This is a genomic window from Micromonospora sp. C81 (genome assembly GCF_018070425.1).
GTDB classification, from domain to species: Bacteria; Actinomycetota; Actinomycetes; order Mycobacteriales; family Micromonosporaceae; genus Micromonospora; species Micromonospora zamorensis.
In genome coordinates this window covers 208,961-235,051 of record NZ_JAGPXS010000004.1, presented here as the reverse complement: position 1 = coordinate 235,051, position 26,091 = coordinate 208,961, and the positions used below count along the sequence as shown (strand labels likewise).

Annotated in this window: 25 protein-coding genes and 1 pseudogene; 8 read left to right on the top strand and 18 right to left on the bottom strand. The window is 71.9% G+C overall.

Annotation, left to right across the window (positions count from 1 at the left end; genetic code table 11):
- Positions 1 to 5: 5 nt before the first annotated feature.
- Complete coding sequence (locus tag KBX46_RS09870) at positions 6 to 1,601, top strand: NAD(P)/FAD-dependent oxidoreductase (RefSeq protein WP_210792173.1); 1,596 nt, start codon at positions 6 to 8, stop codon at positions 1,599 to 1,601.
- Between the two features lie 129 nt (positions 1,602 to 1,730).
- Here the strand turns inward: KBX46_RS09870 and KBX46_RS09865 are convergent, their stop codons facing one another.
- Positions 1,731 to 3,311: a Rieske 2Fe-2S domain-containing protein gene (locus tag KBX46_RS09865; RefSeq protein WP_210792172.1), complete on the bottom strand. Its 1,581-nt coding sequence runs from the start codon at positions 3,309 to 3,311 to the stop codon at positions 1,731 to 1,733.
- Between the two features lie 199 nt (positions 3,312 to 3,510).
- Here KBX46_RS09865 and KBX46_RS09860 point away from each other — a divergent pair, with 199 nt between their 5' ends.
- A complete protein-coding gene (locus tag KBX46_RS09860; protein ID WP_210792171.1) occupies positions 3,511 to 3,732 on the top strand; it encodes a DUF2631 domain-containing protein in 222 nt (73 codons plus the stop codon).
- Positions 3,733 to 3,817: 85 nt separating this feature from the next.
- Here the strand turns inward: KBX46_RS09860 and KBX46_RS09855 are convergent, their stop codons facing one another.
- From KBX46_RS09855 to KBX46_RS09820, 8 genes and pseudogenes are all read right to left on the bottom strand, one after another.
- On the bottom strand, positions 3,818 to 4,984 hold the full coding sequence (locus KBX46_RS09855) for a DivIVA domain-containing protein (RefSeq protein ID WP_099851225.1): 1,167 nt from the start codon (positions 4,982 to 4,984) through the stop codon (positions 3,818 to 3,820).
- A 31-nt stretch (positions 4,985 to 5,015) separates the two neighbouring features.
- A complete protein-coding gene (gene rlmN, locus KBX46_RS09850) occupies positions 5,016 to 6,173 on the bottom strand; it encodes a 23S rRNA (adenine(2503)-C(2))-methyltransferase RlmN (RefSeq protein WP_088946660.1) in 1,158 nt (385 codons plus the stop codon).
- 103 nt (positions 6,174 to 6,276) lie between these two features.
- Positions 6,277 to 7,557 carry a phosphatidate cytidylyltransferase gene (locus KBX46_RS09845; protein WP_141908231.1) on the bottom strand — a complete coding sequence of 427 codons (1,281 nt, stop codon included), beginning with the start codon at positions 7,555 to 7,557 and terminating at the stop codon, positions 6,277 to 6,279.
- 392 nt (positions 7,558 to 7,949) lie between these two features.
- Positions 7,950 to 8,507, bottom strand: a complete 558-nt coding sequence (frr, locus tag KBX46_RS09840; protein WP_088946658.1) for a ribosome recycling factor — start codon at positions 8,505 to 8,507, stop codon at positions 7,950 to 7,952.
- 83 nt (positions 8,508 to 8,590) lie between these two features.
- Complete coding sequence (pyrH, locus tag KBX46_RS09835) at positions 8,591 to 9,358, bottom strand: UMP kinase (RefSeq protein ID WP_247667234.1); 768 nt, start codon at positions 9,356 to 9,358, stop codon at positions 8,591 to 8,593.
- A 161-nt stretch (positions 9,359 to 9,519) separates the two neighbouring features.
- Complete coding sequence (tsf, locus tag KBX46_RS09830) at positions 9,520 to 10,347, bottom strand: translation elongation factor Ts (RefSeq protein WP_088946656.1); 828 nt, start codon at positions 10,345 to 10,347, stop codon at positions 9,520 to 9,522.
- 133 nt (positions 10,348 to 10,480) lie between these two features.
- Positions 10,481 to 11,395: a 30S ribosomal protein S2 gene (rpsB, locus tag KBX46_RS09825; protein WP_088946655.1), complete on the bottom strand. Its 915-nt coding sequence runs from the start codon at positions 11,393 to 11,395 to the stop codon at positions 10,481 to 10,483.
- Between the two features lie 391 nt (positions 11,396 to 11,786).
- Positions 11,787 to 12,894: pseudogene (locus tag KBX46_RS09820) on the bottom strand (hypothetical protein).
- Positions 12,895 to 13,053: 159 nt separating this feature from the next.
- Here KBX46_RS09820 and KBX46_RS09815 point away from each other — a divergent pair.
- From KBX46_RS09815 to KBX46_RS09795, 5 genes are all read left to right on the top strand, one after another.
- The gene (locus KBX46_RS09815; protein ID WP_099851219.1) at positions 13,054 to 13,413 is read left to right on the top strand and encodes a YraN family protein; all 360 of its coding nucleotides are present in this window, start codon (positions 13,054 to 13,056) and stop codon (positions 13,411 to 13,413) included.
- Positions 13,414 to 13,445: 32 nt separating this feature from the next.
- Positions 13,446 to 14,966, top strand: a complete 1,521-nt coding sequence (locus KBX46_RS09810; RefSeq protein WP_210792169.1) for a YifB family Mg chelatase-like AAA ATPase — start codon at positions 13,446 to 13,448, stop codon at positions 14,964 to 14,966.
- Positions 14,963 to 16,177 carry a DNA-processing protein DprA gene (dprA, locus tag KBX46_RS09805; protein WP_210792168.1) on the top strand — a complete coding sequence of 405 codons (1,215 nt, stop codon included), beginning with the start codon at positions 14,963 to 14,965 and terminating at the stop codon, positions 16,175 to 16,177. The genes KBX46_RS09810 and dprA overlap by 4 nt, the downstream gene beginning before the upstream one ends.
- A gap of 295 nt (positions 16,178 to 16,472) precedes the next feature.
- Entirely contained in the window at positions 16,473 to 17,576 is a 1,104-nt protein-coding gene (locus KBX46_RS09800; protein WP_210792167.1) for a tyrosine recombinase XerC, read from the top strand.
- 43 nt (positions 17,577 to 17,619) lie between these two features.
- Positions 17,620 to 18,801 carry an aminotransferase class V-fold PLP-dependent enzyme gene (locus KBX46_RS09795; protein ID WP_210792166.1) on the top strand — a complete coding sequence of 394 codons (1,182 nt, stop codon included), beginning with the start codon at positions 17,620 to 17,622 and terminating at the stop codon, positions 18,799 to 18,801.
- On the opposite strand, the gene KBX46_RS09790 is transcribed toward KBX46_RS09795, so the two are convergent.
- Together KBX46_RS09790 and KBX46_RS09785 are read right to left on the bottom strand one after the other, a co-directional pair.
- Positions 18,722 to 19,459: a M23 family metallopeptidase gene (locus tag KBX46_RS09790; protein WP_210792165.1), complete on the bottom strand. Its 738-nt coding sequence runs from the start codon at positions 19,457 to 19,459 to the stop codon at positions 18,722 to 18,724. The genes KBX46_RS09795 and KBX46_RS09790 overlap by 80 nt on opposite strands.
- A 119-nt stretch (positions 19,460 to 19,578) precedes the next feature.
- Entirely contained in the window at positions 19,579 to 20,025 is a 447-nt protein-coding gene (locus KBX46_RS09785) for a DUF4240 domain-containing protein (protein WP_210792164.1), read from the bottom strand.
- Positions 20,026 to 20,186: 161 nt separating this feature from the next.
- Here KBX46_RS09785 and KBX46_RS09780 point away from each other — a divergent pair, with 161 nt between their 5' ends.
- On the top strand, positions 20,187 to 21,314 hold the full coding sequence (locus KBX46_RS09780; protein ID WP_210792163.1) for a sulfite oxidase: 1,128 nt from the start codon (positions 20,187 to 20,189) through the stop codon (positions 21,312 to 21,314).
- Positions 21,315 to 21,395: 81 nt separating this feature from the next.
- Here KBX46_RS09780 and KBX46_RS09775 read toward each other — a convergent pair whose 3' ends face one another.
- The 7 genes from KBX46_RS09775 to trmD form a co-directional block, all read right to left on the bottom strand.
- Positions 21,396 to 21,719 (bottom strand): DUF2469 domain-containing protein, encoded by a 324-nt coding sequence (locus KBX46_RS09775; protein ID WP_007075222.1) that lies wholly within the window; start codon positions 21,717 to 21,719, stop codon positions 21,396 to 21,398.
- Entirely contained in the window at positions 21,716 to 22,528 is an 813-nt protein-coding gene (locus KBX46_RS09770; RefSeq protein WP_088946626.1) for a ribonuclease HII, read from the bottom strand. Before KBX46_RS09770 ends, KBX46_RS09775 begins: the two co-directional genes overlap by 4 nt.
- Positions 22,522 to 23,055, bottom strand: a complete 534-nt coding sequence (locus KBX46_RS09765) for an NUDIX domain-containing protein (protein ID WP_307871307.1) — start codon at positions 23,053 to 23,055, stop codon at positions 22,522 to 22,524. The genes KBX46_RS09770 and KBX46_RS09765 overlap by 7 nt, the downstream gene beginning before the upstream one ends.
- Positions 23,056 to 23,109: 54 nt before the next feature.
- Positions 23,110 to 23,745 (bottom strand): signal peptidase I, encoded by a 636-nt coding sequence (gene lepB / locus KBX46_RS09760; RefSeq protein ID WP_210792161.1) that lies wholly within the window; start codon positions 23,743 to 23,745, stop codon positions 23,110 to 23,112.
- Between the two features lie 10 nt (positions 23,746 to 23,755).
- Entirely contained in the window at positions 23,756 to 24,625 is an 870-nt protein-coding gene (gene lepB / locus KBX46_RS09755) for a signal peptidase I (protein WP_210792160.1), read from the bottom strand.
- A gap of 181 nt (positions 24,626 to 24,806) precedes the next feature.
- On the bottom strand, positions 24,807 to 25,163 hold the full coding sequence (gene rplS, locus KBX46_RS09750) for a 50S ribosomal protein L19 (RefSeq protein WP_088946622.1): 357 nt from the start codon (positions 25,161 to 25,163) through the stop codon (positions 24,807 to 24,809).
- A 142-nt stretch (positions 25,164 to 25,305) separates the two neighbouring features.
- The gene (trmD, locus tag KBX46_RS09745) at positions 25,306 to 26,079 is read right to left on the bottom strand and encodes a tRNA (guanosine(37)-N1)-methyltransferase TrmD (RefSeq protein ID WP_099851201.1); all 774 of its coding nucleotides are present in this window, start codon (positions 26,077 to 26,079) and stop codon (positions 25,306 to 25,308) included.
- Between the last annotated feature and the right edge of the window lie 12 nt (positions 26,080 to 26,091).

Below are 26,091 nucleotides of genomic sequence, written 5' to 3'. Positions count from 1 at the left end.
GCGGCATGAGCAGTGAGATTCCGGCCCGCGCCGACGTCGTGATCGTCGGTGCCGGGCACAACGGCCTGGTCTCCGCAGTCCTGCTGGCCCGCGCCGGTCTGGACGTCCTGGTGCTGGAGGCGGCCGACGTGATCGGCGGCGCGACCCGCACCGAGAACCCGTTCCCGAAGGTGCCAGGGCTGCGGCACTCCACCGGCTCGTACCTGCTCGGGTTGATGCCACCGGAACTGCTCGCCACGCTCGGCGTCCGGATCCCGGTGCTGCGCCGCGACCCGCACTACTTCCTGCCCACGCCGGGCGGCCTCGGCTCGCCGTACCTGCTCTTCGGAAGCGACACCGCAGCCACCCGGGCGCAGCTCGCGGAGTTCTTCTCCCCCGCCGACGTGGCCGCCGACGACGCCATGCAGGCCGAGCTGGCCGCGCTGCGCGAGGATCTCGCCCCGGCCTGGCTGGCCGAGCCACTGAGTGTCCAGGAGACCGCCGAGCGGCACGTGCGACCGGCGCTGCGGCAGGTCTTCGTCGACCTCGTGCAGGGCTCGGTGGCCGACTACCTGGCCCGGTTCGAATTCCGCTCCGAGCTGCTGGTCAGCATGTACGCGGTCACCGACGGGCTGTCCGGCCTCAACGCCGGCCCGGACGACCCCGGCACGGGCCACAACTTCCTCGTGCACAACATGTGCCGGCTGCCCGGCTCCGGCGGCACCTGGATGATCGCCGAAGGCGGGATGGGCACCGTCTCACGGACGTTCGCCGAGGCCGCCCGCGCCGCCGGGGCGACAATCCTGACCGGTACGCCGGTGAGTGCGGTGACCCTCGACGGCGGCGCGGCCAGCGGAGTGGTGCTGGCCGACGGCCGACAGGTCGCCGCCCGGGTGGTGCTCGGCGCGTGTGACCCGTACCGGTTGATGGACCTGCTGCCCGACGGCGCGCTCCCGGCGCCGCTCGGCGAACGGATGGCCGCGGTCCGCCGCCCCGGCACCACCCTCAAGCTCAACCTGGCGCTCACCGGGCTGCCCCGGTTCTCCTGTCTGCCGGCCGACGCGCCGAGCCCGTTCGGCTCGACCATCCACCTGCTGCCCGGCTCCGCGTCGCTGGTCGGCGGGGACGACACGTCGCCGATGACCGCGCTGCGCTCGATGTGGGCGGACGTGCAGGCCGGGCGACTGCCGGCGGAGCCGACCATCGAGTGGTACCTGCACACCACCGTCGACCCGTCGCTCTCCGACGCCGCCGGGCACCACTCGTCGGCGCTCTTCGTCCAGTCGGTCCCCTACGAGCTGGCCGGCACCACCTGGGACGCGGCACTGCCCGGCTACGTCGACCGGCTCATCGGCATCGTCGAGCGGTACGCCCCCGGCACCGGTGACCTGATCGCCGACGCGGTGCCGCTCCCCCCGCCCGGCATCGAGAAGCACTTCGGCATCACCGGCGGGCACATCCACCACGTCGACAACACGGTCTCGTTCACCGACCGGATGCCCTACGCCACCGGCATCGACGGCGTGTACGCCGGCAGCGCCGGCTGCCACCCGGCCGGCAGCGTCATCGGCGCAGCCGGCCACAACGCCGCCCGCCGAATCCTCACGGACCTGTCGGTCTGACCCCGGTCCCTCACCGCGCGAACCCTCTCACCGGGTCGATCATGGACTTGTGGTGCCTGGTTTGGGACCGGAAGCAACCTTTGCCACCCACCACAACTCCATGATCGACGCGCGCCTGGAGGCGCGGGGTCAGATCACCGCTTCGCCTGCGGGGGCCGGAGTTTCCGCGTCCACCCGGTGGGCTCTCACCTTGTGGCCGACGCTCGTGAGGCAACGGCCGCTGGGCAGGTCGAAGCGCCAGCCGTGCAGCTGGCAGGTGAGCTGGTCACCGTCGACGATGCCGAACCGGGTCAGGTCCGCCTTGAGGTGCGGGCAGCGCCGCTGCACCACCCAGTCGCCCAGGGTGATGTCCTCGGCGTCGGTGCTGCGCTCGTGCTCGTCGTACCAGCCCTCGGCGTACTGGAGACGCTCCTCGGAGAGGCACTTGAAGAACGCGTAGACGAACTCGTTGTACTGGCCGATCCGGGCCGCCGAGAAGCGGCAGGACAGGAAGAGCGAGTTGACCCAGTCCACCTCGTCGATGAAGAGCAGGTGCTCGATCAGCGACCGCTCGGTACGGAACCGGTAGCGGACCTTCTCGTCGGCGTACGGCCGGACCTCCTTGCCCGGGAAGTCCACCACGATCGACTCGACGCTCTCGCCGTCGTAGCCGACCAGGTCGAAGCGGACCGGGCCACCCACGCCCTTGGCGAGGTAGATCGACTCGTCCAGCAGCGGCTCGATGCGGCGCTTCATCTCCCCGAGGACGTCCACCTCGGGGTGCCGCCAGGATGCCTTCTCGGCCTCGATGACCGGGCGCTTACGGTCCCGCATCTCCTCCAGGTGGGCGACCTTGTTCGCGAAGAACTCCTCCACCGGCACCGGGTGGGTGGTGCTCGCGCCCTCGGTGGTGACCTCGGCGACGCTGCCCGGCAGCAGCACGATGCCGTTGGTGCCGCCGACCTTGGCGTACTCCGCCAGGAAGACGGACTGGTCGGGGAAGATGTTGCCCTCGTCGCCGTGGATGTCGTTGAACTGCCACAGCTCGTCGTCGAGGAAGCACGGCGGGCCGGCGATCGGGAAGACGTGGTCGGCCTTCAGGTCGTCGATGTAGCGCCACGTCCGGTCGAACTGCCGGTCACGCTTCTGCTTGCCGAACGCGGTCTTCGCCGCCTGCGGCAGCTCGTAGACCATCGGGTACCAGATCGCGCCGGAGAACTGGAGCAGATGCGCGTGCACGTGCCCCAACTCGGCGAAGACGCTCAGGTCGGTGGGGCGGGCGTCGTTCTGGTTGAGCAGCCGCACCCCGTCGTGCTCGACCCAGAGCGACGAGTCGCCGATCGGTCCGTCGGTCGGGCTGGTCAGCGCCTGGATCATGATCTTGAGGCCGCCGGGCAGCTCCACGACCTGCTCGTTGGGCGCCCTCAGGAACTTGGTGAAACCAAGCGCCCGGAACTCGTCCTCCATCTCCGAGGTGGGGAACTCGGGGAGCAGGACCGTGGCGTCCTTGGAGATGAAGTCCCGCAGGTGCTTGGCGTCGAAGTGGTCCCGGTGCAGGTGGGACACGTACAGGTAGTCGACCTGGCCCAGAGTCTCCCAGTCGAGCAGGGAATTGTCCGGGAACGGGAACCACGAGGCGAAATAGGCCGGATTGACCCACGGGTCGCACAGAATGCTGCCCGCGGCCGTGTCGATCCGCATGCTGGCGTGCCCGGTTCCGGTCACTCGCACCGCACAGTCCCCCTCAAACAGACAATCAGGTGTACGCCAAACGCTACCGGAGGGAGTCTGACCGCCGCCCCGCGACGCCGGTAGTGCCGTTCGGCCCCGGGTGGGCAGGGCCTGACGGCCGGGAAACCCCCACCCCGCCGCGCCGAGCAGGAGGCGTGCCAGACTAACCAAAGATCCGATCGCGAGGGAAGGACCGACAGTGGCAGGAAGCGAGCCGGTAACGTCGCCAGACCAGCACAAGCCCGGGCACCGCAAGGCCGGGCAGATCGGCGCCGTGCTGTCCGCACTGGCGCTGCTGGCGATGATCTGCGGCAACCACGAGGGCAGGGTCGAGGACCTCTGGCTGATCGGCCTGGCCGTGCTGCTGCTGATCATCGTGATCGGCGACATCGTGCTTCGGCGCAACGGTCTGCGCTCCTGACCCGACCGACCGCCGGACGACCGGCCGACGACGCCGAGGGCCCGCCCCCACCCGGGGGACGGGCCCTCGTCCGTACGCGTCGGGGTCAGCGCCCGAAGAGAATGTCCTGCACGTCCTTGAGCGCGGCGTCGACCTCAGCCTCGAAGTAGCCGCCGGGCACCAGCCCGAACCGGAGCGTGTCCAGGTCCTTCGGGTCGACCGGCATCGGGTTGCGGCGCTGCATGCCGCCGAGCAGGGTCTCGAAGAACCGGTCCACCTGGTCCGGGTCGTAACCGCTGCCGAACCGGCGCACCTGGAAGCTGCGGCGGATCTGGTCGACCCGGTACAGATCGCTGCCGGGCGGGCCGGCCATCGGCGGACCACCCATCGGCGGGCCGCCCATCGGGGGGCCGGCCACGGCGGGCGGGCCGGCCATCGGCGGGCCACCGATGCCCTGCTGAGGCAGCTGCGGCGGACCGGCCGGGCCCCGGCGCATGTCGCGCAGGTCCCGCTCCGGCATCCGGATCTCGGCGGTCATGTCGGCCCGACCGTGTCGCCCGGCCTCGAAGCCGTCGAAGCGCGGCTCCTCCGGCGGATAGCCGCCGGGCGAGCGCTGGTCGTCCGGGCCGTACCCACCCGGTGAGCGCTGGTCGTCCTGGCCGTAACCACCGGGCGAGCGCTGGTCGTCCTGGCCGTAACCCGAGGGGCCGGCGGGGAGGCCGCGCGGCGGAACGCCGTGGCCACCCATCGGGCCGGGGCCCATCGGGCCGCCGGGACCCATCGGGCCAGGGCCGGCCGGGCCGCGCGGCGCGTCGTAACCGCCGCGGGGGGCGTCGTACCCACCGGCGAAGGCACCGGTCGGCTCGTCGTAGCGGCCGTAGCGGTCGGGCGGGCCGGCCTGCGCGGGCATCGGACGGGGCGGCATCGGCTGCGGAACCATGCCCCGCTCATCGCGCATCGGCGGCCCCATCCGGTCCGGTGGGCCCATCCGGTCACCCATTCGGGGGTCGCCACCGCGCCCGGCGCTGTTGCGCTCCTCCAGCTCGGCCAGCTGCCGCTCCACCCGGTCCAGGTGCAGGTCGACCTGCCACTCGTCGTAGCCGTTGAACCGGACCCGGAAGACGACGTCGTGGACCTCCTGGGAGGCCACCGGCGCGCCGACCTGTCGGCCGTCGAGTGTCGCCTCGACCCGGTCGAGGAAGGCATCCACCTCGTCGACCTTGTATCCCCGGCGGAGCGCCTTGCGCCGGAAACGCTGACCCTGACTCGCCACTATGTCTCCTGGTCTCGTTCGCCACGCCCGGTCACGCCGGTGCCTCTCCGGCGCGGTCGGTGTTGGTGTCGTTGTCCTCGGCGGCGGCGAGCTGACCACACGCGCCGTCGATCTCGCGACCTCGGGTGTCCCGTACGGTGGTGGACACCCCGGCATCGCGCAACCGCCGGACGAACTCCCGCTCCACCGGCTTCGGGCTCGCGTCCCAGCGGCTGCCCGGCGTCGGATTGAGTGGAATGAGGTTCACGTGGGTCAACTTGCCGGCCAGCAGCCGCCCGAGGAGGTCGGCTCGCCACGGCTGGTCGTTCACGTCCTTGATCATCGCGTACTCGATCGACACGCGACGGCCCGTCCGGGCGGCGTAGTCCCACGCTGCGTCCAGCACCTCGGCTACCTTCCAGCGCTGGTTCACCGGCACGAGTTCGTCGCGCAGATCATCATCGGGCGCGTGCAACGACAGCGCAAGGGTCACTGAGAGGTCTTCGCTGGCCAGTCGGCGGATGGCCGGAACCAGGCCGACCGTGGAAACGGTGATGTGCCGCTGGGACAGGCCGAGCCCTTCCGGAGCAGGGCTGACCAGGCGACGGATCGCACCGATCACACGGTTGTAGTTGGCCAACGGCTCGCCCATGCCCATGAACACGACACGCGACAGCCGCGGCGGGGAGCCGACCACCGCGCCGGAGGCCGCCACGCCGGCCATGTACACGGCCTGGTCGACGATCTCGGCGGTGGACAGGTTGCGGGTCAGCCCGGCCTGGCCGGTCGCGCAGAACGGGCAGGCCATCCCGCAGCCCGCCTGGCTGGAGATGCAGACGGTCACCCGGTCCGGGTAGCCCATCAGCACGCTCTCCACCAGAGCGCCGTCGTGCAGCCGCCAGAGCGCCTTACGGGTCGCGCCGTCGTCACACGCCAGCTCGCGCACCGGGGTGAGCAGGGTGGGCATGAGCTGCTCGGACAGCCGCTCCCGGGTCGCCGCGGGCAGATCGGTCATGGCCTGCGGGTCGCGGACCAGCCGCCCGAAGTAGTGATTCGAGACCTGCTTGGCACGGAACGCGGGCTCACCCAACTCGGTGACCAGCGCCTGGCGGCCGGCCAGGTCCAGGTCGGCGAGGTGCTTCGGCGGCATGGAGGCTCGGCGCGCGGCGGTGGCGTCCGAGATGGCGGGGATCAACGGCAGGCTCGTCATGGCTGGTCTAGTGTGTCACGCCGTCGGCGGCAGGTGCCGGTGCGGAGGTGTCGAACGGGCGGCGACCGCCGCAGCCAGATGACCGGAACGCCGTGATCATGCCTCAGTTCACCACCGGCACGAAGACGGCCAGCAGCAGGTAGGCCGTCGGCACCGCGAACAGGATCGAGTCCAGCCGGTCCATCAGACCGCCATGGCCGGGCAGCAGGTTGCTCATGTCCTTCACGCCGAGATCCCGCTTGATCATCGACTCGGCCAGGTCGCCGAGGACCGCCGCGCAGGAGACGGCCACCCCGAACACCGCACCCCACCAGGGGGCCACCTCGAACATCAGCCACAACAGCAGCGCACTGCCCAGGGCCGCCGCCGTGACCGAGCCGGCGAAGCCCTCCCAGGACTTCTTCGGACTGATCGACGGGGCCATCGGGTGCCGCCCGAAGGAGACGCCGGCCGCGTACCCACCGGTGTCGGAGAGGACCACCGCGATCAGCGTGGCCAGGATGCGCAGTGGGCCGTCGTCGGGGGCCGCCGCGAGCAACGCCGCGAACCCGGCGAGGAACGGCACGTAGACCGCGATCAGGGTGGCGGCGGTGAGATCCCGCTGGAAGCCGGCCGGCCCGTCACCCAGCCGCCAGATCATGGTGCCCAGCACGGTGACCAGCAGCCCCAGACTGAGCGCGTCCGGGCCGGCGAACCAGGCCAGGCCCACGGTCAGCACGCCACCGGCGATCAGCGGCACCAACGGCGGGTGCGCGCCGCTGCGTCGGACCGCCCGGGCCATCTCCCACATGCCGACGGCGACGGCACCGGCGAGCACCAGCAGGAACGCCAACGGGTAGACCACCAGCGGCACCACGATCAACGCGCCGAGGCCGAGCCCCACGCCGATCGCCGCCGGCAGGTTGCGGCCGGCACGCCCGGTGCCCAACTGCTGGGTGGCCGGTCGATCGACACTGGCCCGGCGTCGGCCCTTCGTCCGCCGACCGGACGGCGGCTCCGGCTCGATCACCGGCTCCGGGTCCGGTGCGATCTCGGCCCCGATGGGCGCGAGCTGCGCGGTCGGGTAACCGGCGTCGTCGTCGTAGCGGACCGGTCCGTCGAACGGTTGCGGGCCGTCGTAACGGCCGGGCTCGTCGTCCTCGCGAGGGTCGCGGTCGTCGAAACGGTCCCGGTCGTCCGGGCGGACGGTCCGGCCGCGCTCGTCGTACGGGTTCGGGTCCGCGTACGGCCGGGTGTGCGGGTCGGCGTACAGCTCAGGGCCAGCCGTGGGACGGCGGCTCCACTGGCCGGCCTCCAGGTCCTGCTCGGGCCACGGCAGTGCCACCGGGCGCTCGGCGCGGTCCCAGCCGCGAGGCTCGCTGCCGTAGGGGTCGGGGTGGGACATCACGCACCGCGACGAGGCGCGAGAACCACCACATGACGCAAGACCACAAGCATCCCCTACACGCGCGATGTTCCTCCGATTGACCGCCCCGACGGTCGGTCGATTCCCGGTGTTCACCGCCCGGTGGCCGGGAATCCTGCCGAGCCTACTGCACCCGCCGGATCGGCACGGCGGACGAGGCACGGCGATCGACATCGCCCCTGGCCGGCGGCCCGTCGCCGAGCGATACCCACCCATCCGGTACGCAGACCGCAGTCATGATCCGACTCGTCTCCCGCACGATCCGGGAAGAGCCTCAGGACCGTCTGGCTTCCCCGCTCACGTACGACACGAGGCCCGGCCCCGGTGGGGGTCGGGCCTCGGCGCATCTCACCCGAGCGACGGGCGGACGGTCACACCTCGAGCAGTTCGGTTTCCTTGTGCTTGACCAGGTCGTCGATGCTGGCGACGTAGCGCTGGGTCAGGTCGTCGAGTTCCTTCTCGGCGCGGCGACCGTCGTCCTCGCCGGCCTCACCGTCCTTGACGATCCGGTCCAGCTCTTCCTTGCCACGGCGGCGGACGTTGCGGATCGCCACCTTGGCCTCCTCGCCCTTGTGCCGGGCCACCTTGATCATGTCGCGGCGGCGCTCCTCGGTCATCTGCGGGAGCAGGATGCGCAACTGGTTGCCCTCGTTGTTCGGGTTCACCCCGAGGTCCGAGTCGCGGATCGCCTTCTCCATCGCATTGATCTGCGAGTTGTCGTACGGCTTGATGATGGCCATCCGCGGCTCGGGCACCGCGATGGACGCCATCTGGGTCAGCGGCGTGGGCGTGCCGTAGTAGTCGATGATGACCTTGGAGAACATGGCGGCGTTGGCGCGACCGGTACGGATGGCGCCGAACTCCTCCTTGGCGTGCTCAACCGCACGCTCCATCTTTTCCTCGGCCTCGAGGAGGGTGTCGTCGATCACCGGTCTCCTCGCCTCCTTCTGTGCTCGTGGTGGGCTCTGCTGAAAGTCGTCAGGACCGCCGCTGCCGTCGCCGTCGGCGGGGCTCAGGCGGTGATCAGGGTGCCGATCTTGTCGCCACCCACAGCGCGGATGATGGTGTCGTCACCCTGCGCGCCGAAGACCAGCATCGGCAGGCCGTTCTCCATGCAGAGGCTGAACGCCGCCGCGTCGGCCACCCGCAGGTTGCGGCGCAGCGCCTCGGAGAAGGTGATCGAGTCGAGCTTGCTGGCGGTGGGGTCGATCCGCGGGTCGGCGGTGTAGACGCCGTCCACGCCGTTCTTGCTCATCAGCACCACGTCGGCCCGGATCTCCAGAGCCCGCTGGGCGGCCACCGTGTCGGTGGAGAAGTACGGCATCCCGGCGCCGGCGCCGAAGATGACCACACGGCCCTTCTCCAGGTGCCGGATCGCCCGCAGGGGGATGTACGGCTCGGCGACCTGAGCCATCGTGATCGCGCTCTGCACCCGCGTCTCGATGCCTTCCTTCTCCAGGAAGTCCTGCAACGCGAGGCAGTTCATCACGGTGCCGAGCATGCCCATGTAGTCGGCGCGGGCCCGGTCCATCCCGCGCTTCTGCAGCTCCGCGCCGCGGAAGAAGTTGCCGCCGCCGACCACCACGGAGACCTGCACGCCGCGACGGACCACGGTGGCGATCTGCCGGGCGATGGCCTGGACGACGTCCGGGTCGACGCCGATCGCGCCGCCGCCGAACACCTCACCGGAGAGCTTCAGCACCACCCGGCGGGCGCGTCCCAGCGGCGGTGCCGTCGGATCGTCCACCGCCAGCGTCCGGTCACTCACAACCTGCGTCATCCGCCCCGCCCTTCCCCACGCGCACGCCCCGTGCGGCGCGTACCGCGAACCTGCCGCTGCCGACCCTATGTGACAAGGAGGCCGCGGTGCCTGTCACGTACACCGGCGGCCTCCTCGTCGACGTCTTCTGCCCACGGGCGCCCACGGCGCCCGGTGACGGCTCAGGCCTGGCCGACCTCGAACCGCACGAAGCGGGTGACCTCGATGCCAGCCTCGGCCAGCAACTGCTTCACCGACTTCTTGTTGTCAGCGACGGACGACTGCTCGATCAGGACGTAGTCCTTGAAGAACGAGTTCACCCGACCCTCGATGATCTTCGGCAGGGCCGCCTCGGGCTTGTTCTCCTCGCGGGCGGTCTGCTCGGCGATGCGCCGCTCGGACTCGACGACCTCAGCCGGAACCTCGTCCCGGGTCAGGTACTTCGGCCGCATCGCGGCGATCTGCATGGCCACACCACGGGCGTCGGCGTCGCCAGCCTCGTCGGTCTTACCGGTGTACGACACCAGCACACCAACGGCCGGCGGCAGGTCCTGGGCCTTGCGGTGCAGGTAGACGGCGGTGGTGCCCTCGACCCGGGCGAACCGGTTGAGCACCAGCTTCTCGCCGATCTTGGCCGACTGCTCCTGGATCAGGTCCGCGACGACCTTGCCGTCGAGCTCGGTGGCGAGCAGCTCCTCGGCGGTGTTCACGCCGGCGCGCTCGCCGTGCTCGACCAGCTGCTGGGCCAGCGCGATGAACGACTCGGTCTTGGCGACGAAGTCGGTCTCGCAGTTGAGCTCGAGCAGCGCCTTGCCGGAGTGGGCGACCAGGCCGTTGGCGGCCGTACGACCGGCCCGCTTGCCGACGTCCTTGGCGCCCTTGACGCGCAGGATCTCGATGGCCTTGTCGAAGTCGCCCTCGGCCTCGGTCAGCGCCTTCTTGCTGTCCATCATGCCGGCGCCGGTGAGGTCGCGGAGCTTCTTGACGTCCGCGGCGGTGATTTGGGACATGGCTCTCTCTTCGGTGTTGAGACGGCGTGTGGATGGTCAGAGGTGACGGTTACCCGGATCCGGGCGGATCGTGCCCGGCGTACCGTCGCTGCCCGCCGTTCGCGAAAACGGACGGCGGGCAGCGACGGTGCGATCACTCCGCGGTGGCGGCCGCCGGCTGCTCGGTGGCGGCCTGCGCCGGCTGCTCCGGGGTGGCGGCGGGCTGCTCGGCGGCAGCAGCGGCGGGCTGCTCGGCCGGGGCGGCCGGGGCGGCCGACTCGTCGGCCTTCTTCGGCTCCAGCAGCTCGCGCTCCCACTCGGTCAGCGGCTCGTCGCTCGCGACACCCTCGGGCTTCTCGTCGTTGCCCCGGCGACGGCCGGAACGCGCGATCAGACCATCCGCGACGGCGGCGGCGACGACCTTGGTCAGCAGCTCCGCCGAGCGGATCGCGTCGTCGTTGCCCGGGATCGGGAAGTCGACCTCGTCCGGGTCACAGTTGGTGTCCAGCACCGCGATCACCGGGATGCCCAGCTTGCGGGCCTCGTCGACGGCGATGTGCTCCTTCTTGGTGTCGACGATCCAGACCGCGGCGGGAAGCTTCTGCATGTCCCGCAGACCACCGAGGGTGCGGGTCAGCTTGATCTTCTCGCGGGAGAGCTGCAGGGTCTCCTTCTTGGTGTAACCGGCGGCGGTGCCGCTGAGGTCACCCAGACCCTCCAGCTCCTTCATCCGCTGGAGCCGCTTGTACACCGTCTGGAAGTTGGTCAGCATGCCACCGAGCCAGCGGTGGTTGACGTACGGCTGGCCGACCCGGGTCGCCTGCTCGGCAATCGCCTCCTGGGCCTGCTTCTTGGTGCCGACGAACAGGATGCTGCCACCCTCGGCGACGGTCCCACGCACGAACTCGTACGCCTTCTCGATGTACTCGAGGGTTTGGCGCAGGTCGATGATGTAGATGCCGTTGCGCTCGGTCATGATGAAGCGCTTCATCTTCGGGTTCCAGCGCCGGGTCTGGTGCCCGAAGTGGACACCGCTCTCCAGCAGCTGGCGCATGGTCACGACGGCCATGGTTGGGGTACTCCTCAAGATCCCTGGTTGTCACGCCCGGCCGGTGGCCGGGCGTCCTGGCGCCTGGTCGCCGACCCATGGTGGACCCGATCAAGATCGGGACCAGGGAGGCCGTCGCTCCACGACGATTCGTGAAGAGGGCGCGCGAGGTCGACCGCACGAGGCGGTCGCCAGTTGGCCAGTGTACGCCCCTCGCCCGTTCAGCCGCCCCGGGGTGCGAAGTGCGCGGGATGCGCGGCGGGCGCACGGCGGGGCGGCGCGTTCGGCGATGATCGACTCGGTTTCCTGGAAACCGCGGCTTCGCGCCCATCCGGACACCGCGACTTCCTGAAAGCCGAGTCGATCAAGACGCGGCAGGCAGCGCCACGCACAGCTGGTGGCGCTCGACGGGTCAGCCGACAGCGAGCGCTGCGGCGAGGAAGAGCACCAGCCCGACCGTCAGGTAGGCCGTGGGCGGGCGGAGCCACCCCCGACCACCGTCGGAGAGCGCCAGACCGCCGGTCCGGAGCCCGTAGAGCCCGGTCGCGAAGATCGGCAGCCCGGCGACCAGGGCGATACCCACCACCACGTTCCCGGCGTCCACCGGGTCGCCGGTCACACCCGCCAACAGCACCCGCAGCGCGGGGACTTCGAAGATCAACACCAGCAGAGCGAAGAGTACGGCCAGCACCGGCCGGCGGGTCCGGTAGACGCCGTCAGCCACCGGGGGGTACGTCGACGGCTCCGTCGCGGGTAGGTCCGGGCGGGGACCGATCCCCGGCATCGGGCCGGTCGGCATCTCCAGCGGGTGTGGCGTGTCACCGCCCCGGCTCGGCTCGATGATCGGGTAGCCAGCCAGCGGGGCGGGACGCACCTGGTCGGCGAGCACGGCAGCGGACGTGTCGGACGCCGGCAGGGCGTCCCTGGTGGCCTCCGGCAGGCCGGTGGTCAGCGGTGAACCAAGCCCGGTCGACTCGCGGGCGGCCCGTCGACCGGGCAGCTCACCGGAGACCTCCGAGGGGTCCCGGTCAGCCCTCCGCGAGCGGGTCGCCCGATAACCGTCCGCTTCCGATCGCGCATCGCTCAACGGGTCGACCGCGCCGAATCGCCCCGATTCAGGCTCACTCGCGCCGAACCGACCAGGCGGGGCTTCCACGGCACCGAAGCGGCCCGAGTCCGATTCGGGGGCGCCGAACCGGCCCGCGTCCACCGCGCTCAGCCGACCCGAGTCCGACTCAGGCGTACCGAAGCGGCCGCTCGCATCGACGGCGCCGAAGCGACCGGAGTCCGGCTCCCGGCGGCGACCGACGCCGGTGTCCTCGACGGAGCGGCTCTCGTCGGGGCCGCGCTGCTCGGGAACCTCAGTGTCCCGGTACCGCGATTCGCCCGTGCCGCGCCACTCCGACTCGCCGTAACCGCGACCCCGCTCATCGGGGTACCAGCGCGACTCCTGATCTTCCGGAAAGCTCCGTCGTCCGTCCACGTCAGGCACCGTATGCGACCGGCAGCCCGCGCGCCATCCGGCCCCAGCTCAGCGACACTGCAGGCACAACCTGTCCAGGATGTCGTCGTAGCACATCCGGGCATGATCGTCCGGTTGTCCACAGGACGCCCGTCGTCCACAGCTGGGCCGTCACCGGGGTCGCGAAACGCGCTCTCTGGCGGGCACCGTGCCGGCCATGACGAATCGGAACCAGGCGGTCGGCGCGTACGGCGAGCGGTGTGCCGCCCGGCACCTGACCGAGGCAGGGCTGCGCCCGATCGCCCGCAACTGGCGCTGCGCGGCCGGGGAGATCGACATCATCGCCTGGGACGGGCCGGTGCTCGCCTTCTGCGAGGTGAAGACCCGCCGGGGCGACAACTTCGGCACCCCGGCCGAGGCGGTCGTTCCGGCCAAGGCCCGCCGGCTGCGAGGGCTCGCCGCCCGTTGGCTGACCGAGACCGGCACGACCGCCGAGGAGGTGCGTTTCGACGTGCTGTCGGTGCGGCTGCCCGACGCCGGCCCGGCGCAGGTCGACCACCTCAAGGGCGCATTCTGACATGCGCGCTCCCAAGGATCGGTGACGGCGCCATGAGCTACGCCAAGGTGCTCTCTGTGGGCCTGGTCGGGGTGACCGGTCACCTGGTCGAGGTGGAGGCCGACCTGGCCGCCGGCCTGCCGGCGGTGGCGATCTCCGGGTTACCGGACACCGCCCTGCACGAGGCCCGCGACCGCGTCCGTGCCGCCGTGGTCAACTCCGGCCAGCGCTGGCCCAACCGGCGGATCACCCTCAACCTGCTGCCCGCCACGCTGCCGAAGTTCGGCTCGGCCTTCGATCTCGCCATCGCCGCGGCGCTACTCGGCGGCTCCGGTGAACTGCCGCTGCTCCCCCTGGAGGGGGTCGTGGTCCTCGGCGAGTTGGGGCTCGACGGGACGGTCCGACCGGTGCGCGGCGTGCTCCCGATGGTCGCCGCCGCGGCCCAGGCCGGCGTCCGGCGGGTGATCGTGCCGGTCGGCAACGCCGCCGAGGCCGCGGTCATCCCGGGGGTACGGGTGCGAGCGGTGGACAACCTGCACCGGCTGGTCGCCTTCGTTCGCGACGGCACTCCGCTGATCGAGCCTCCGACGGCCGTCCCGGCACCGCTGGACGACGGACCGGATCTCGCCGATGTCGCCGGGCAACAGCTGGGTCGACGCGCCTTGGAGGTCGCCGCCGCCGGCGGGCACCACGTGGCCCTGCTCGGCCCTCCGGGTGCCGGCAAGACGATGCTGGCCGAACGGCTGCCGTCGATCCTGCCCGAGCTGGACGACGACGCGGCGCTGGAGGTCACGGCGCTGCACTCGATTGCCGGGCTGCTGCCGCCGGGCGGCCGGTTGCTGCGTCGCCCGCCGTTCCAGGCGCCGCACCACACCGCGACCGTGCCGTCGCTGGTCGGTGGAGGCTCGGGGCTGGCCCGGCCCGGCGCGGTGTCGCTGGCACACCGCGGGGTGCTGTTCCTGGACGAGGCCCCCGAGTTCAGCAAGGGCGCGTTGGAGGCCCTGCGCCAACCACTGGAAAACGGTCGCATCCAGCTGAGTCGCAGCGGGGGTGGCACCGTGTACCCGGCCCGGACCCAACTGGTGCTTGCCGCAAATCCATGCCCGTGTGCGAAGCCGTCCGGCGACGCGCACTGCGAGTGCACAGCGCTGGTCCGCCGCCGCTACCTGGGCCGGCTCTCCGGGCCGCTGCTCGACCGGATCGACGTACAGGTTCGGCTGATGCCGGTGCGGGCGGCGGAGTTGCTGGCACCCGAGGGCGACACCGAGCCGTCGGCGACGGTCGCCGCCCGGGTGGCAACGGCCCGGCAGGCTGCGGCCACCCGCTGGGCCGGTCTCGGCCGGCGGGTGAACGCCGAGGTGGACGGCCCGCACCTGCGCCGACCGCCGTGGCGGCTGCCCGCCCGGGTCACCGCCGAACTACGGGGCCGGCTCGACTCCGGCTCGCTGTCGGCGCGCGGCTTCGATCGGGTCATTCGGATGGCCTGGACCATCGCTGACCTGGACGGCCGGGATCGGCCGGACCTGGACGACGTGCGGGAAGCGATCCAACTCCGGACGGGAGAAGCGACATGAGCGCCGACGACGAACGGCGGCTGGCCCGGGTCGCCCTGACCTGGCTGGCCGAGCCGGGCACCCGCGCGGTGCACCGACTGGTCGAACGGCACGGCCCGGTGGCGACCCTGGACCTGCTGCTCGACGGCGGCAGCCCGGACGGTTGGCTGCACAGCACGGTGGCCGCCCGGACGGCGGCCGGCGACGCCCGGGCGGTGGCGGCCGAGGCGCTGGAGCGCGCGGACCGGCTCGGAGCACGCCTGGTCACGCCGGACGACGAGGAGTGGCCAGCCCAGGTCGCGGTCCTGGCCAACCTGCGCCTGCCGGATGTGACCCGCCGGGTGGACGTGGAGACCGCCCCGCCGCTCTGCTTCTGGGTCCGCGGAAGTTGGCCGTTGGGCGAGGCCCTGGATCGTTCGGTGGCCGTGGTCGGCGCGCGGGCGGCCACCGGCTACGGGCAGCACGTCGCGACCGAGTTGGGTTACGGGCTCGCCGAGCGGGACTGGACGGTCGTGTCTGGTGGCGCGTTCGGCATCGACGCCGCCGCCCACCGGGGTGCCCTCAACGCCGGCGGCCTGACCGTCGCGGTGCTCGCCTGTGGGCTGGACCGGCCGTACCCGATGGGCAACGCCGCACTCTTCGACCGGATCGCCGACACCGGGTTGCTGGTCAGCGAGTGGCCGCCCGGCGCCGAACCGCTGCGACCCCGGTTTCTGATCCGCAACCGGGTGATCGCCGGAGGCACCCTGGGCACCGTCGTGGTGGAGGCGTCGGCACGCAGTGGCGCGACGCAGACCGCGCGGCGAGCCATCCACACCAACCGCGTGGCCATGGTGGTGCCCGGGCCGGTGACCTCGGCGATGTCCGTCGGTGCGCACGAGCTGCTGCGCGAGTTCCCCGACAAGGCCCGGCTGGTCACCGGGGTGGCGCACGTGCTGGAGGAGGTGGGCCGGATCGGCGCGGACCTGGCTCCGTTGACGCGCGGCCCGCAACGGCCCGCCGACGCGCTCGACGACGACGCGCGGTCACTGCTGGAGGCGCTGCCGCGGCGAGGCGTGATGGGCGTGGACCGCCTCGCCGCCCGCGCGGGTGTCGACGTGCGGACCGCGTTGCGCAAGTTGTCTCTCCTGGAGGAGTTGTCCATGGTGGTTCGTCGCGACGGCGGTTACGCCCTCATCCCGCGCTCCCGACCGAAGCGCACGACGGCGGCGACGACGTCCGGGTCGGCCTGAGGGCCTCAGCGCGGGGGCACTGAGATGTCGCTCCTACCGGTACGGTGCCCGGTCATGGGTGCTGTCAAGCCGTGGCACATCACGGTGCTGTGCTGTCTCTTCACGTCCGCCGTGCTCATTGCCGGCCTGGTGGTGGTGCTGATCAGGAGGTCCAACAGGCGATAGTCGAGGCCCGACGAACACCGGCACCGTGGGGGCCGGTGATCCTCGTCGCTCGGCCGTAGGCTGGTGCCGTGCCAGCTGCCAGTGAAGGTGCCGGGGCCGATGGCCCGGTCCGCAAGTTGGTGCAGCCACGATGAGCCGGCCGGACCGGGGCACCCGGGCCATGCACCAGGCACTACCGCCCGAGCTGCGTGACGCCGTGGACGACTTCGCCGAGCACCTGTCCCGGGTGCGTAACCGGTCGGCGCACACCGTCCGCGCGTACGTCACCGATCTCGTCTCGCTGCTCGACCACGCCGTCCGGATGGGCTGCGTCGACCTGGCCGAGCTGGACCTGTCGGTGCTGCGCAGCTGGCTGGCGAAGCAACGCACCACCGGCGCGGCCCGCACCTCGCTGGCCCGCCGGGCCGCGTCGGCACGGGCGTTCAGCGCATGGGCGCACCGGGCCGGGTTGCTCTCCGCCGACGTCGGTGCGGCGCTGGCCAGTCCGCGTGCGCACCGCGAGCTGCCCAGCGTCCTACGCGCCGACCAGGCCGCCGCCCTGGTCGAGGCGCCGGCGCGGCAGGCACCACCCGTGGGTTCAGCTCCCACCAACCCGCCGGCACGGCAGGCACCGCCCGTGGACCCAGCTCCCACCAACCCGCCGGTGCGGCCGGCGCCGTCCGTAAGCCCAGCTCCCACTGACCCATCTCCCGGGCCGACACCGGGCGCGGCGCAGACGGCCGAGGCCGAGGCCGTGCCGCTGCGCGACCGGGTGCTGCTGGAGTTGCTCTACGCCACCGGTGTACGGGTCAGCGAGGCGTGCGGGTTGGACGTCGGGGACGTCGACCACGGCCGACGGGTGATCCGCGTGTTCGGCAAGGGCGGACGGGAGCGCGCGGTGCCGTACGGGGTGCCCGCACAGCGGGCGTTGGACGAATGGCTGCGCCGAGGCCGTCCGGCGTTGGTGGGTGCGCGTTCCGGGGACGCGCTGCTGTTGGGTGCCAGGGGTGGCCGGCTCAACCCGACGACGGCCCGTCAGATCGTCGGTGCGTACGCCGAGGCCGCCGGCCTGCCCCGGACGAGCCCGCACGGTCTGCGCCACTCGGCGGCCACCCACCTCCTGGAGGGCGGCGCGGACCTGCGGGCCGTGCAGGAGCTGCTCGGCCACGCGTCGTTGGCCAGCACGCAGATCTACACGCACGTTTCTGTGGAGCGGCTGCGTGCCGCCTACCGTCAGGCCCACCCGCGCGCCTGATCAAGGGCCGGAGGGCGGGGGCCCCGGCGGTTACGATCATCACGTGAGCGTCCCGCAGCCCCCTGAACCCATTCCGGGCGCCCGCCTGCTCTTCTCCCTGGACCCGGCGGTCAGCCACCTCAACCACGGCTCGTTCGGCGCGGTCCCGATCGGGGTGCAGCGGGCCCAGCAGCGGCTGCGTGACGAGATGGAGGCCAACCCGCTGCGCTTCTTCACCCAGGGCCTGGTCGACCGGATCGCGCACACCCGCCGGCACCTCGCCGGGTTCCTGGGTGCCGACCCCGACGGCAGCGCCCTGGTGGGCAACACCACGACCGGCGTCGCCGTCGTGCTCCAGTCGCTGGGTCTGCAACCCGGCGACGAGGTGCTCAGCACCGACCACGGGTACGGGGCGGTGAGCCTGGCCATCCAGCGCGAGTGCCGTCGCACCGGAGCGGTCAGCCGGGTGCTGCCGATCCCGCTGGCCGCGAGCGACGAGCAGCTCGTGCAGATCATCCGCGAAGGCCTGCGCCCCGGTCGGACCCGGGTGCTCGTCGTCGACCAGCTCACCTCTGCCACGGCCAAGCTCTTCCCGACCGCCGCGATCGTCGGGGTGGCCCGCGAACACGGCGTACCGGTCCTGGTCGACGCCGCACACGCCCCGGGGATGCTGTCCACGACGGTGGCCAGCATCGGCGCGGACTTCTGGGTGGGCAACCTGCACAAGTGGGCGTACGCCCCGCGCGGGACCGCCCTGCTGGCGGTGGCACCGCAGTGGCGGGACCGGATCGAGCCGCTGGTGGTGTCCTGGGAGCAGGAGTCTGGCTTCCCGGCCCGGGTCGAGTGGCAGGCGACCCTCGACTACACGTCCTGGCTGGCCGCTCCGGCGGGTCTGTTCACGCTGCGCAGTCTCGGCGTCGACCGGGTGCGGGCGCACAACGCCGCGCTCGCCGCGTACGGCCAGCGGGTGGTCGCGGACGCGCTGGGGGTGCCTCCCGCCCAACTGCCCGACCCCGGCGGGCCGGAGGTGTCTCTGCGCCTCATTCCGTTGCCGGCCGGCCTGGCCGCCACCATCGACGCGGCGCGGGCGTTGCAGGCGCGGATCGGCGAACGGCTCACCGCCGAGGTGGCGGTGATGAGCTGGAACGGCCGGGGGTGGTTGCGCCTCACCGGTCAGGTCTACAACACCGCCGACGAGTACGAGCGGCTGGCCGTGCGGCTGCCGGCCCTGCTCGCCCAGCGCTGACCTCGCCGAGGCCGGCCCCGCGGACCGGCAACGGTGGGCCGACCCCATGGACCGGCAGCGGTGGGCCGGCCTCATGGACCGGCAGCAGTCGCACCGGGCCGAGGCCGAGCAGTGCCAGCGGGTCCAGATAGTCCGTGCCACGGCGCAGGCCCCAGTGCAGGCACGCCGCGGCCGGGCAACCCGGGTGTCCGGGGAGCAGCTCGCCCAGCGGCGTGCCGGCGGTGACCTGCTGGCCGGGACGTACGGCCGGTCGGACCGGCTCGTGGGTGGTTCGCAGCCCGTCGGGGTGCCCCACGGTGATCACCGGTCGCCCGGCCACCAGACCGGCGAAGAGCACGGTGCCCGGACCGGCGCTGCGGATCACCGTTCCGGCCGGCGCGGCCAGGTCGACGCCCCGGTGACCGGGCAGCCACGGCCGGGGCGGCGGGTCGAATCGGCGTACCGGACGAGGCGGCCCGTCGAGCGGCCAGCGGAACCGGCCCGCAGGCTCCGGGGAGGACGGCAGGGCCGCCGCGACCGGCACGGTCGGCGTCGGTGGTTCGCGGGGTGTCGCCTCGACCAACCCGCAGAGCTGGACGATCAGCGCGAGGGCAAGCGCGGCGCGGAGCAGCCCGGCATGGCGGACCGGGCCGGTGCGCGGGACGGGTGGGGGTCGCATGACGGCAGCCTCCGACCGAAGCCGGGTCGTCCGCCAGCCCGGCCTGCGGACCTGTGGACAACCGGAGGTCCTGTGGACGACCACCCAGTGATGCCGAGGATCTGCTACGGCCGGTCAGGTCACCACCACTGCTCGTTCGAGCCGGTCTCGTAGTCGTACTCCTCGACGTGGTCCCACTCCTTCCCGGTCGCCTGCTGGTAGGCGTCGGAGGGGACGTCGAGGATCGATTCCGCATGAGCGGCCTCGACGGTGGTGAAGCGCTCGAACGCTGCGGGATCCGCCAGCACGGCTGCCATCGCCGCTGGTCCCGCCACCACCACCGCGCACCGCGCATACAGGAAGTCGTCATCGGACAGCCGGTCGGCGCCGGGCAGGACGGCCTGGGCCAGCACCCGACGGTCCAGTTGGTGGAGCTTGAACGCCAGCGCCTCGGCGAAGTCGACGATCCGCTCCACCGGCTGCTCCGACAGCACCGAGGTCAACCGCTCGTACGGACGGTCGTCCTGGACCTCCGGCTGACCGCCCAACATGTCGACGAGCCGCCAGAATTCCTCATCCGCGAGCACTGGGAGCCTCCACCGGGACTGTTCGGCCGAACCGGCGCCAGTCTCCTCCTCCCCCGCTGACCTCACCCCACCGTCCCCCGGGCCATGTTCGTGCTGCCAGGGAGGGCCTAGGCTGGTCCGCGTACGGCGGGTGCCGCCGTGTGGACCGGGGAGGCCCAGGCATGACCACTGTCGATGACCGGACGCCGACGGTGGCCGACGTGAGCGGCCCGTCCCGGCTCGCGGAGCCGGACGAGGCGATCAGCGCCGAGGAGTTGCAGCTCGCCGCCCGCAACCACGGCATCCCGTTGGAAGCGCTGCGCTACGACGTCACCCCGGCCGGGCTGCACTACCTGCTGATCCACTACGACATCCCGGACGTCGACCCGGCGGCGCACACGCTGACCATCGGCGGCGCGGTGGACCGCCCGCTGACGGTCACCCTCGCCGACCTGCGTGAGCGGCCACGGGTCACCCAGCAGGTGACCCTGGAGTGCGCCGGCAACGGGCGAGCCCTGCTGCACCCCCGGCCGGTCAGCCAGCCCTGGCTGGTCGAGGCGGTCGGCAACGCCGAGTGGACCGGCACCCCCCTCGCTCCGCTGCTGCGGGAGGCAGGCCTCGGGCCGGACGCCCTGGACGTGGTCTTCACCGGCGCCGACCACGGCGTCGAGCGTGGGGTCGAGCAGGACTACCAGCGGGCCCTTCCGGTCGCCGACGCGCTGCGCGAGGAGGTGCTGCTGGCGTACGAGATGAACGGCGCTCCCCTGCTGCCGCAGCACGGCGCCCCGCTTCGGCTGATCGTGCCCGGCTGGTACGGCATGGCGCACGTGAAGTGGCTCCAGTCGGTCGAGATCCGCACCGAGCCGTTCGAGGGCTACCAGAACGCCGTCGCGTACCGGGTGCGCACCGACGCCGACGACCCGGGCGTTCCGGTCACCCGGATCGAACCCCGCGCGCTGGTCCGCCCGCCCGGCTTCCCCGATTTCATGTCCCGCCGCCGGGTGCTGCGGCCCGGGCCGTGCACGGTGGACGGTCGGGCCTGGTCGGGGCACGCGCCGGTGGTCTCCGTGGAGGTCACCACCGACGGTGGGCAGAGCTGGGTGCCGGCCGAGTTGGACCCGGCGGACGGCGGCGACTTCGCCTGGCGGCGGTGGCGCTACGAGTGGTCCGCCACGCCGGGCCGGCACGTGCTCGGTGCCCGGGCGACCGACGCGTCGGGTCGCACCCAGCCGGTCGAGCAGCCGTGGAACCGTGGCGGCTTCGCCAACAACCTGGTGCAGCGGGTCGAGGTCGTGGTGCCGGCCGAGTGACCTGGTGCCGGCCGAGTGATCGGCGGCGGGGGTCACACCGCGGGTGGGGGCCCGTGGTGCGGCCGGTCGGCGTGGGTGCGGTCAGCCGCCGAAGCCGGAGTCGGCGGGCAGCGAGATGTCGGGCTTCTCCAGCTCTTCGACGTTGACGTCCTTGAAGGTCATCACCCGGACGTTCTTCACGAAGCGGGCAGGACGGTACATGTCCCACACCCAGGCGTCGTGCATCTCGACCTCGAAGTAGACCTCGCCGTCGGAGTTGCGCACGTGCAGGTCGACCTGGTTGGCCAGGTAGAACCGACGTTCCGTCTCCACCACGTACGAGAATTGGCGGACAATGTCGCGGTACTCCCGGTAGAGCTGCAGCTCCATCTCGGTCTCGTACTTCTCGAGATCTTCCGCGCTCATCGCACTCCGCCTTCCATGGCCACATCTTCCCCCACCGGCGCCGGAGGCCGAGGCTGCTCGCCCAACGCCACGCCGACGGTACCCCCTGACGCCCAGGAGCGCTCCATCGGCTCTTCCAGCGCGTGACCGCCGGGCCGTCGGGCCCGCGGCGGCCGGCCGTCGCGGCCGGAGACCGCGGCGACATTGACGTACGAGAACCGGTGCTCCCGGCACGGCCCGTGCTCCCGCAGCGCAGCGGAGTGCTCCGGGGTGATGTAACCCTTGTGCTCGGCGAAGCCGTACGCCGGGAACACCCCGTCCAGCTCCACCATGATCCGGTCCCGGGTGACCTTGGCGAGCACGCTGGCCGCCGCCACACACGCCGCGACCCGGTCACCCTTCCACACCGCCAGGCCGGGCACGCCCAGGCCGTCCACGCCGAAGCCGTCGGTCAGCACGTACTCCGGGCGGGTGGTGAGGGAGGCGAGCGCCCGACGCATCGCCGCGAGGTTGCACACGTGCAGCCCCCGGGCGTCGACCTCGTCCGCGGGGATGACCACCACGGCGTACGCGAGTGCCCGGTCCACCACCTCCGCGTACACCCGTTCCCGGCTCGCCGGGGTGAGCAGCTTCGAGTCGGCCAGCCCTTCGATCTCGCCGCGCCGCCCCTCGGGCAGCACCGCCGCCGCGGCGACCAGCGGACCGGCACACGCGCCCCGGCCCGCCTCGTCCGCGCCGGCGACGTGCCGGAAGCCGCGCCGCTGGAGCGCTCGCTCCAGGGCGTACAGGCCGGCCTCGCGGCGCACGACGGTGCGCGGCGGGGTCAGCACGACGCCTCGCCCTGGCCCGCGCCGGTCGACTGCCCCAGCCGGGTCAGCAGGACGGGCAGCTCGGGGGGATAGAACCGCTCACCGCTGACCGCCAACTCGGCGGGAAGCCACCAGCGGTGATCGGCGATGCTGCGCTGCTCGACGTCGTTGAAGCCCGTGGTGTCCACCTGCCAGGACTGCACCCGGACAAGGAAGAAGTCCTGTTCCTGGCGGTACCAGGTGCCGTCGAACGTGAACTCGGTCGTGTCGCACCAGACCGGCTCGCCCAACTCGGCCGGGTCGAGCCGCAACCCGGTCTCCTCGGCCAGCTCCCGTGCCGCGCCGGCTGCCGGGGACTCCGCCGGGTCGAGCCCACCGCCGGGGGTGAACCAGTAGCGGTGCCCTGGTCGGGCCGGGTCGAAGCCCTCGAACAGCAGGACCCGGCCGGCCGCGTCGACGAGCAGCACGCGGGCGGCGCGTCGAGGGGTGTAGGCACGGTCGGCACTGCTCGCGGCTGCGGGGCTCGCAGGCTCACTCCTCGCGCTCACGGTCACCGCCCCAGCCTGCCAGACCGGCGGCGGATCGCCCACGCCCCGGGCGGCCTACGGCTTGGGAATGCCGTCGAACTGGTCTGGCACGGTCAGCCAGGTGGCCCGACTCACCGGCCAGAAGACGGTGAACGCTCGACCGACGACGTCGTCCTCGGGGATCGTGGCCTCGGTGATGTTCTGCCCGGACTGCTGCCAGTGCTCCAGGGAGTCGCCGGAAGCCGAGCGGTGGTCGCCCATCACCCACAGCCGGCCCTTCGGCACGGTGATGTCGAACTCCTGATCGGCGGGCTTGTCGCGGATGCCGTCCATCGAGAAGATGTACGGCTCGTCCAACGACCTGCCGTTGATCATCAGCCGTTCCTCCGGGTCGCAGCAGACCACGTGGTCACCGGGGACGCCGATCACCCGCTTGATGAAGTCCTCACCGTCGGGGTTGCCGCTCCAGGCGGTCGGAGCCTTGAACACGATCACCTCGCCGCGGTGCGGCGATCGGAAGTCGTAGACCAGCTTGTTGACCAGCACCCGATCGTCGATCTTGAGAGTGTTCTCCATGGACGGGGAGGGGATGAAGAAGGTCTGCAGCACGAAGGCGCGGACCAGCACCGCGACCAGGATCGCCACACCCAGCAGGATCGGCAGCTCCTTCCAGAAGGAGCTGCGCGGCTTGTCGGTCTGCTCGTCAATCACGCCAAGGAGCCTACGTTGCCGAACTGGACGCCACCGACCGGAACGCGCGGGAACCACGCAGTGCGGCTACCAACGGGAGTATCAGCAGCACACCGCCCTGCGGGGTCGGTTGCACCGGGGGTGCGCCGGGGGAAGCCGTCGCCGGCGCGGACACGTCGTCGAAGGTCGACGGCACCGACAGCGAAGTCCACCGCGACTGGGGCCAGACCACGATGAAGGCCCGGCCGACCACGTTGTCGATCGGCACCGGACCCTGGCAGCGTGCATCCTGCGAGACCTCGCGGTGGTCACCCATCACGAAGATCTGACCGGGCGGTACGACGACCTCGTCGAAGCGCCGGGAGCGGCACTCCGCCGGGTTGGGCGGCAGGTCCAGCGGGGAGTCCCGCAGCACGTACGGCTCGTTGAGCGGCGTGCCGTTGACGGTCACCCGGCCCTGGCTGTCGCAGCACTTGACCCGATCGCCGGGGAGACCGATCACCCGCTTGATGAAGTCCTTCTCGCCGGGGCGACTCACCCCGACCAGGTCACCGACGGTGCGGGTGAGCTTGCCGGCGACGCCGGGCGCCGGCTGCTCGTCGACCTGCGGTGCCCAACGGTCGGTGCCCCGGAAGACCACCACCTCGCCGCGTTGCGGGTCGCGTACGTCGTAGACGACCTTGTTGACCAGCACCCGGTCCCCGATGAGGAGCGTGTCCTCCATCGAGCTGGACGGGATGAAGAACGCCTGGAGCAGGAAGGTGCGGATCAGCACCGCGAGGCAGAACGCGACCACCAGCAGCAGCGGGAGCTCCTGCCAGAGGGGCATCTGGCGGCGGGCACGGCGAGCCCGCCGGCGCCACGGATCGACGGTGCCGTCCTCGTCAAGCGTCTGCACCACGCCACTCCCCGGTCCACAGAAGCACTACCGCCCGGGAGCCTCGTCGAGGCTCCACGGGCGGTAGTGGACGGCTGCCCGCCACGTGGGCGGGGCCGCCGCCTCGCTGCGCCCGTACGACCAGGGTAGTGCGGTCTGGTCGGTACGGCATACGCACAGCTCAGGCGGCGTGGTGAGCGGGAAGTCAGCTGGGCTGCTTCTCCCGCTTCTCCTTGATCTTGGCCTTCTTGCCGCGCAGCTCGCGCAGGTAGTAGAGCTTGGCGCGGCGCACGGCACCGCGGGTCACGATCTCGATCCGGTCGATGCCCGGGCCGTTGATCGGGTAGGTCCGCTCGACGCCGACGCCGAAGCTGACCTTGCGGACCGAGAAGGTCTCGCGCAGACCGTCACCCTGGCGGCGGATCACGACGCCCTGGAAGATCTGGACACGGGACCGGTTGCCCTCGACGACGCGGGCGTGCACCTTGACGGTGTCACCGGCCCGGAAGTCGGGAAGGTCGGTCCGCTTCGACTGGGCGTCAAGGGCGTCCAGGATGTTCATCGCTGCGTCCTCGTAAGGCTCACGGCGCACCGTCACTCGGTGCGCGGGTGGGTGATTCTGATCCCCGGGTGATGTCGGCGGACCGACCCCGGTCGGGGATCCTCGCAGCCGCCCGCGGGCGCGGACGGATGCGGCAACCCCCCTACTTTGCCACATCCCCCGCCGGCAGCTGAAATCCGGCCTGGTCCAGGGCCGCGATGTCCCGTTTGTCGAGCCGATCGGCGGGCAGCGCGGCGAGCAGGTCAGGGCGGCGGGCGGCGGTGCGCAGCAGACCCTCCTCGCGCCGCCAACGGGCGATCCTGCCGTGGTCACCGGAGCGGAGCACCTCGGGCACGTCGTGCCCGCGCCAGCTCGGCGGCTTGGTGTAGATCGGCGCCTCCAGCAGCCCGTGCGCGTGCGACTCCTCGTCCAGCGAGCCCGCGTTGCCCAGCACCCCCGGCAGCAGCCGGGTGACCGCCTCCAGGATCACCAGCACCGCGACCTCGCCACCGAAGAGGACGTAGTCACCGAGCGAGACCTCGGTGACCGGCATCCGGGTGGCGGCGTGCGCCAGAACGCGTTGGTCGATGCCCTCGTACCGGCCGCAGGCGAAGAGCAGATGCGACTCGGCGGCCAGCTCGTGAGCCATGGCCTGGGTGAACGGGGCACCGGCCGGCGACGGCACCAGCAACCGGGGTGGCGGGGCCTCGGCCGGCGCGAGCGCGTCCAGCGCCTCACCCCACGGCTCCGGACGCATCACCATCCCCGGCCCGCCGCCGTAGGGAGTGTCGTCGACGGTGCGGTGCACGTCGTGGGTCCAGGTCCGCAGGTCGTGCACGGCAAGCTGGAGTACGCCGTTGGCCCGCGCCCGCCCGATCAGCGACAGGTCGAGCGGGGCGAAGTATTCCGGAAAGATCGACACAACGTCGACGCGCATAGCGGGGTGATC